General features: G+C 66.2%; 6 protein-coding genes. All 6 read right to left on the bottom strand.

Annotated features, from left to right (window positions below):
* Positions 1–927: zinc-binding alcohol dehydrogenase family protein (locus tag KGM94_RS22850; protein WP_300264370.1), on the bottom strand; the 927-nt coding region annotated here is incomplete at its 3' end.
* A gap of 202 nt (positions 928–1,129) precedes the next feature.
* Positions 1,130–2,461: a phenylacetate--CoA ligase PaaK gene (gene paaK / locus KGM94_RS22845; RefSeq protein ID WP_300264369.1), complete on the bottom strand. Its 1,332-nt coding sequence runs from the start codon at positions 2,459–2,461 to the stop codon at positions 1,130–1,132.
* Between the two features lie 34 nt (positions 2,462–2,495).
* Positions 2,496–2,954, bottom strand: a complete 459-nt coding sequence (paaI, locus tag KGM94_RS22840) for a hydroxyphenylacetyl-CoA thioesterase PaaI (RefSeq protein ID WP_300264368.1) — start codon at positions 2,952–2,954, stop codon at positions 2,496–2,498.
* A 101-nt stretch (positions 2,955–3,055) separates the two neighbouring features.
* Positions 3,056–4,138, bottom strand: a complete 1,083-nt coding sequence (gene paaE, locus KGM94_RS22835; protein WP_300264367.1) for a 1,2-phenylacetyl-CoA epoxidase subunit PaaE — start codon at positions 4,136–4,138, stop codon at positions 3,056–3,058.
* A gap of 135 nt (positions 4,139–4,273) precedes the next feature.
* Positions 4,274–4,777 carry a 1,2-phenylacetyl-CoA epoxidase subunit PaaD gene (gene paaD / locus KGM94_RS22830; protein WP_300264365.1) on the bottom strand — a complete coding sequence of 168 codons (504 nt, stop codon included), beginning with the start codon at positions 4,775–4,777 and terminating at the stop codon, positions 4,274–4,276.
* On the bottom strand, positions 4,771–5,547 hold the full coding sequence (gene paaC, locus KGM94_RS22825) for a 1,2-phenylacetyl-CoA epoxidase subunit PaaC (protein WP_300264362.1): 777 nt from the start codon (positions 5,545–5,547) through the stop codon (positions 4,771–4,773). Before paaC ends, paaD begins: the two co-directional genes overlap by 7 nt.
* Positions 5,548–5,685: the final 138 nt, after the last annotated feature.

Genomic DNA, 5,685 nt, shown 5'->3' with positions numbered 1-5,685 from the left:
GATCGCGCTCGTCCTGATCGGAAACGGCTTGAGGTGGCCGCCGGCGAAGCCGGGGCCGAGATCGCGTAGCACGGCGCCGGTCGCCGTCGACGACAGGCCGAGCGTGTCGATGCCGACATAGGTGTGCTGGCCGCGATAGAATTCGAGGATGTCGAACTGCACGATGCGATCGATCGCCGCGATCAGGATCTGCCGGCCGCGACGCGCGAGCGACTCGTGCGCCGCCTGGAAATAGGGATCGCCCACCGTGTTGAACACGATGTCGGCGCCCTTGCCGCCGGTCAGCTCGCGCACCCGCGTCGCGACATCGGCGGCGGACGCATCGATCACCTCGACCGGCACATTGCTGTGGCCCGCATAGGCTTCCGCCTTGCGCACCACGCCGATCGCGCGCGCGCCCTGCCAGGTCGCGATCTGCACCGCGGCCTGGCCGACCTTGCCGTTGACGCCCATCACCAGCACGGTCTCGCCCGCCTTCGGCAGACCGGCGCGGCGAAAGCCTTCCATCGCGGTGACGAAGGGCACGCCGATGCCGGCCGCCTCCTCCCAGGACAGGGCTTTGGGCTTTTCGACCAGCGCATCCGCGTCGACCACGAGATGGCTCGCATGGGTGCCGTCGCGGCGGATGCCGAGATCGCCGGACGAGCCGAATACCTCGCGGCCGATCGCGCCGGCAGGGCCGTCGATCACCACGCCGGCATAGTCGCGGCCCGGCGTGCGCGGAAACACGGCATAAGGCATCAGCCCGGTCGCAGCCTTGACATCCGACGGGTTGACGGCTGCGGCCCTCACCTCGATCAGGACGTCGTTGGGACCTCGGGCCAGCGTGTGGCGCTCGACGACCGGCGCGATCGCCGCCGCGTTCTCGGCCTTGGCATTGAGGCGCACGCATCGCGCCTCGACGGACTTGGACGGGGAAGCTGACATCAGGAGACCCGCAATTTCTCGCGGGCCTTGTCGCCTTTGGAGGCGGTCGAGTCAATTGGCGCGGACTCGCGGCAGTAGCCCGGATGGAGCGCAGCGCAATCCGGGGCAAGTGCGCGTCGGAGCAAGACCGGTCCCGGATTTCGCTCCGCTCCATCCGGGCTAGGATCTTCGCGTGAGCGCCTCCTCACCATGAGGGGAGAGACTAATCCTTCGGCCGCTTGTCGTAGAGCCGCCTGGCCTTGCCGAGCGAGCGCTCCAGCGTCGCGGGAGCTACCGCCTGCACCTTGGCCGTGATGCCGATCGTGTTCTTGATGTGGGTGGTGATGCGGTCAGCATGGTCGACCAGGCCGCGGCCGTCCCAGCTCTCGGGACGCGCCTCCGCGATGATCGTCAACTCATCCATGCGGCCCTCGCGAGTCAGCTCGAGGATGAAATGGCCGCCGCACCAGTCGGTCGCGAGCAGCACCTCCTCGATCTGGGTCGGGAACAGATTGACTCCGCGCAGGATGATCATGTCGTCGGAGCGGCCGGTGACCTTCTCCATCCGCCGCATGCCCGGCCGCGCCGTGCCCGGCAAGAGCCGGGTCAGGTCGCGGGTGCGATAGCGGATCACCGGAAAGGCTTCCTTGGTGAGCGAGGTGAAGACCAGTTCGCCCTTTTCGCCGTCGGGCAGCACGTGGCCAGTCTCGGGGTCGATCACCTCGGGGTAGAAATGATCCTCCCAGATGTGCAGGCCGTCCTTGGTCTCGATGCATTCCTGTGCAACGCCGGGGCCGATGACTTCGGACAGGCCATAGATGTCGGTCGCGTCCATGTCGAAGGCGTCCTCGATCTCGGCGCGCATCGCGTTGGTCCAGGGCTCGGCGCCGAAGATGCCGATCTTGAGCGAGCACTGGCGCGGGTCCAGCTTCTGCCGGCGGAACTCGTCGAGGATCGCGAGCATGTAGCTCGGCGTCACCGTGATGATGTCGGGACGGAAGTCGTTGATGAGCTGCACCTGGCGCTCGGTCATGCCGCCGGAGATCGGCACCACCGTGCAGCCGAGCCTTTCGGCGCCGTAGTGCACGCCGAGCCCGCCGGTGAACAGGCCGTAGCCATAGGCATTGTGGATGATCATGCCGGTGCGGCCGCCGGCGGCGCGGATCGAGCGCGCCATCACGTCGGACCAGGTGTCGATATCGCGTTGGGTGTAGCCGACCACGATCGGCTTTCCCGTCGTGCCCGAGGAGGCGTGCACGCGCACCAGCTTTTCGCGGGCGACAGCGAACATGTTGAAGGGGTAGTTGTCGCGCAAATCCGTCTTCGCCGTGAACGGAAACTTCGCCAGATCGGCGAGCTCCCGGAAGTCGGACGGATGCACCCCGGCCGCGTCGAAGGCCTTTCGATAGTGCGCGACATTGTCGTAGGCGTGCTTGAGCGACCAGGCGAGACGCCGCGTCTGCAGCGCCATGATCTCGTCGCGCGAGGCGCGCTCATGCGCGTCCATCTCGGCGCGGTAGCCGCTACCGCCTGCCCTGAGCTTCGTCAAAGCCATCTGCGTTTCCCCACATCGTCGCTCGTTCTTGTCGTTATTGCTTGTCTTGACCCACGGCCGGCAGCCACGTGCCGGGAACGACGCGCGAATGTCCGCGGAACTCGGCGATCACGATGCCGCCGACGCTGACGCGCACGTCATAGATGCCGGACCGGCGGCCGCGGCTGATCTCCCGCGCGGTGGCGACGAGGCGGTCGCCCAGCCGGCCCGGCTTGATGAAGGTGATCTGGCCCTGCGCCGCGACGACGCGTTCGTTGTACGAATTGCAGGCGAACGCAAAGGCGGAATCGGCGAGCGTGAAGATGATGCCGCCATGGCAGACGCGCTGGCCGTTGACCATGTCGGGCCGCACCGTCATCGCCATCGTCGCGTGGCCGGGGCCGATGTCGACGATCTCCATGCCGAGGCCCTTGCTGGCATCGTCCTCGGCCCACATCGCATCCGCGCAGGCTCGGGCGATGTCCTTCGGCGACAGGTTTGCCTTGACGTTCACTCGCTTCTCCCAGCGTTGATTTTTGCCGCGATGTTCTGCCGATTGGCCGGAGGTGTCAAATAATGCGACGCATTTGCATTATCCGGGTCTGAGCCGCCCGCTCAGACGTGGTCATAGTCGACCACGACCCGGTCGGAGCACGGTTTTGCCTGACAGGTCAGAATGAAGCCGGCCTTCAGCTCCCAGGGCTCCAGCGAATAGTTGATGTCCATCGCCGCCTCGCCCTCGACCAGCTTGGCCCGGCAGGTCGAGCACATGCCGCCCTTGCAGGCGAACGGCAGGTCGACGCCGGCGCGCAGCGCGGCGTCCAGAATGGCCTCGTCCTCGGCGACCGGAACCTCGCGGCGCTTGCCGTCGATGATCAGCGACGCGATCGCCTTTGGCGGCGCATCGGCTGCGACCGCCTTCTTCGGCCGCGGCTTGCCGCCGAACTCGGACACGAAGCGCTCGACATGGATGCGGTCTTCCGCGATGCCGAGCGCGCGGCAGGTCGCCTCGATCTCCTCGCTCATGCCGGATGGACCGCAGATGAAGACATGATCGACGCTCGCGGCCGGCACCAGCGAGCGCAGCAACACGCTCACCTTCTCGCCGTCGAGCCGGCCGTACAAGATCGGAATGTCCTGCTCCTCGCCGGAGATGACGTGGAAGATCGACAGCCGGTCGATGAAACGGTCCTTCAGCTCCTCGATCGCTTCCAGGAACATGATGCTCGCAGTCGACCGGTTGCCGTAGAACAGGAAGAAGCGGCTATCGGGCTCGCGCGCCAGCACGCCCTTGACGATCGAGATGATCGGCGTGATGCCGGAACCCGCGGCGAAGCCGACGTGAACGCGTCCGCCGTCGGCCGGAGGAATGACGCCGAAGCGCCCGGTCGGCGTCATCACGTCGAGCTCGTCGCCGCATTTGAGCTCGTTCGCCGCCCAGTTCGAGAACGCGCCGCCATCGACCTTCTTCACGGCGATGCGAATCTCGCCGTCATCGGGACCGGAGCAGATCGAATAGGAGCGCCGCACCTCCTCGCCATCGAGCATGGTGCGCAGCGTCAGGTACTGGCCGGGCGTGAAGCGGTAGTCGCCTTCGAGCGCCTGCGGAATGGCGAAGGTCATCGACACGGCATCGGACGCTTCGCGGCGCAGGTCGCTGACGGCGAGACGGTGAAAGCGTGGGGCTGCTGCGGACATCGTGAATCCTAGACTCGATCCACCGCCGTCATTGCGAGCGAAGCGAAGCAATCCAGAGTCCCTCCTTGGCGGCACTCTGGATTGCTTCGTCGCTTCGCTCCTCGCAATGACGGTGAGGTTGGCATCGTGTTCAATTCAATGACACTTGAAGTAGTCGAACGGTTCGCGGCAGGCCTTGCAGCGCCACAGCGCCTTGCAGGAGGTCGAGCCGAATTCGGACAACAACTCGGTATTGTCCGAGCCGCATTGCGGGCACACCACCTTCTGCTCGCCAAACAGCGCGCGGCGCGAGCCTGACGCCTCCGGCGGGGCGATGCCGTAGTCGCGCAGCTTGCGACGGCCCTCCTCGCTCATCCAGTCGGTGGTCCAGGCCGGCGACAGCACGGTCCGGACTCTTGGGCGCCGAAAGCCGGCGCGCTCCAGCGCAAGCTCGATCTCGAGCGCGATCATGTTCATCGCCGGGCACCCCGAATAGGTCGGCGTGATCGCGACCTCGACCTGGTCGCCCACGAGCGAGACCTCGCGCAGCACGCCGAGATCGGCGATCGTCAGCACCGGGATTTCCGGATCGACCACGCTCGCCGCTGCATCCCAGGCGCGCCGCTTCAGCTCGCTATCGCTGTCCAGCACGGTCACCATGTGAGACCCGGGAACGAGCGCTGCATGTGCTGCAGCTCGCTGAGGAGATGGCCGAGATGCTCGCTGTGCCGGCCGGAGCGGCCGCCCTGCTGCATCCAGCCGTTTTGGGGCAGCGCCAGCGTGGCCTCGGTGACGATTTCGGTCACGGTCTTCAGCCAGCGGTCGCGCAAGCTGGCCGGATCGACCGCGATGCCGGCATCGATCAGGCCGCGCTCGCCGTCATCGACGGAGAACATCTCGCCGGTGAATGCCCAGAGATGGTCGATCGCGGCTTGCGCGCGGGCGTGGCTTTCCTCGGTGCCGTCGCCGAGCCGGATGATCCATTCGGCGGTGTGCCGCAAGTGATAGGCGCTCTCCTTCTCGGACTTGGCGGCGATGGCGGCGAACGTCGCGTCGCGCGAAGCCATCATCGCGCGCCAATAGAGATCGGCGAAGGTCGAATAGAACAGCTGCCGCACCATGGTCTGGGCAAAGTCGCCATTGGGCTGCTCGACCAGCAGCAGGTTGCGGTACTGCCGCACGTCGCGCAGGTAAGCGAGCTTGTCCTCGTCGTTGTCGCGGTCCTCGACCCTGGCCGTGTGGCCGTAGAGCTCGCGTGCCTGACCGATGAGGTCGAGCGCGATGTTGGACAGCGCCATGTCCTCTTCCAGGATCGGCGCATGCCCGCACCATTCCGACAGCCGGTGGCCGAGGATCAGCGCGTCGTCGGCGCGCCGCAGCGCGTAGAGCACGAGCGGCGTTTCGGAGACGGTTATGTTCTTAGCAGCCATTTGGAACCAACCTGCTCACTTGATCGTCATTGCGAGTTCCGACCGGCCCGAGGGGCCGACCCGCCTTAGATGAAAATGGGTGAGCCACTCTGACTGAGTTTAGACCGGTACCCACCCACTTTCTTCCTAGGAGCGAAG

The sequence above is a fragment of the Bradyrhizobium sp. genome (assembly GCF_028868675.1).
Taxonomy (GTDB): Bacteria; Pseudomonadota; Alphaproteobacteria; order Rhizobiales; family Xanthobacteraceae; genus Bradyrhizobium.
This window is presented reverse-complemented; position numbering and strand designations above follow the sequence as displayed.